Source organism: Nocardioides sp. NPDC059952 (assembly GCF_042730435.1).
Taxonomy (GTDB): domain Bacteria; phylum Actinomycetota; class Actinomycetes; order Propionibacteriales; family Nocardioidaceae; genus Nocardioides.
On sequence record NZ_JBHWLY010000184.1, the window covers coordinates 1 to 1,010 of the forward strand.

General features: G+C 69.3%; 2 protein-coding genes. One reads left to right on the forward strand and one right to left on the reverse strand.

The window, feature by feature from the left end; genetic code table 11:
- On the reverse strand, positions 1-488 hold a 488-nt coding region (locus ACFV9G_RS30065), incomplete at its 3' end, for an SOS response-associated peptidase (protein ID WP_378733173.1).
- Between the two features lie 265 nt (positions 489-753).
- Here ACFV9G_RS30065 and ACFV9G_RS30070 point away from each other — a divergent pair.
- A partial coding sequence (locus ACFV9G_RS30070) for a hypothetical protein (RefSeq protein ID WP_378733175.1) occupies positions 754-1,010 on the forward strand: 257 nt, incomplete at its 3' end.

Sequence of the window (1,010 nt, forward strand, 5' to 3'; positions counted from 1 at the left end):
GCGTGGATGTCGGCCGAGACGCCGCTGCTGTCGCCGGTGATGATGGTGAAGGTGCCCAGGTTGCCGTCGGGCAGCAGGGGGCTGGTGTCCTCCCACAGGCCAGCGGCCAGCAGCGGCCCGGCCGCGTGGATGAACCAGGGATCTTTCTTCTCGTCGATCGGGCTCACCGACCACTCGTAGTAGCCGGCCATGGGGATCACGCACCGGCGCTTCTTGAACGCCGACCGGAAGGCGGGCTTGGTGGCCACCGTCTCGATCCGCGCGTTGATGGTCGAACCCTGCAGGCCCTTGGCCTTGGCCCAGAATGGCAGCAGGCCCCACGCCAGCCGGGTGACCTGCCGGCCTTCGCCCCGGTCCAGGATCACCGAGGCGCGCTGTGTCGGGGCAAGGTTGTAGCTGGGCTGGATCTCGGCCAGGCCGTGGGCAAGGTCAGCCAGCCCCGGCTGGCCGAAGTCGATCACGGGGAGCTGGACGAATCGGCCGCACATGGCCGGAGGGTAGCCCGGCCGGCCGTGCCCGGGGCGTGTAGGGACACCCCGACCCGACAGGGCGAGGTTGCCCGATGGTGTCGGCGGGGCAGGGCGGGCATCCTGACTTCGCCGGATCCGGGGCCTATGGCAGCTCAACCCGGGGGGCGCGTGAGCAGCGCCGCGCCGGCACAGGGTCGACTATGACTCGACTCTGCCCGAACGATTCAGGCAGGTCGCTGGCGCGTTCGCAGGATCTGCGACGGCCGGTCGTATCCTTCCGGCCATGCTTCCCTCGCACGGCTACCAAGGCTTCCGAACCGCCCCGATTCCCTCTGGCTGGGTCCAGACCGGTGAGCGCTGGGCTCTTTGGTACAACGGCCGGGAGACGGCCAGCGTCACGCCCGATGGCGGGCCTGGTGTCCGGCTTTGGATGGAAGGCCAGAAGATGTGGCAGGTGAAGGAAGTGCGCGCCGCCAACGTTCGACAGTCGAAGCGGTACGCCGAGCGCTGGTGTGCAGTCCGGCTGTATCCCGACCTGCC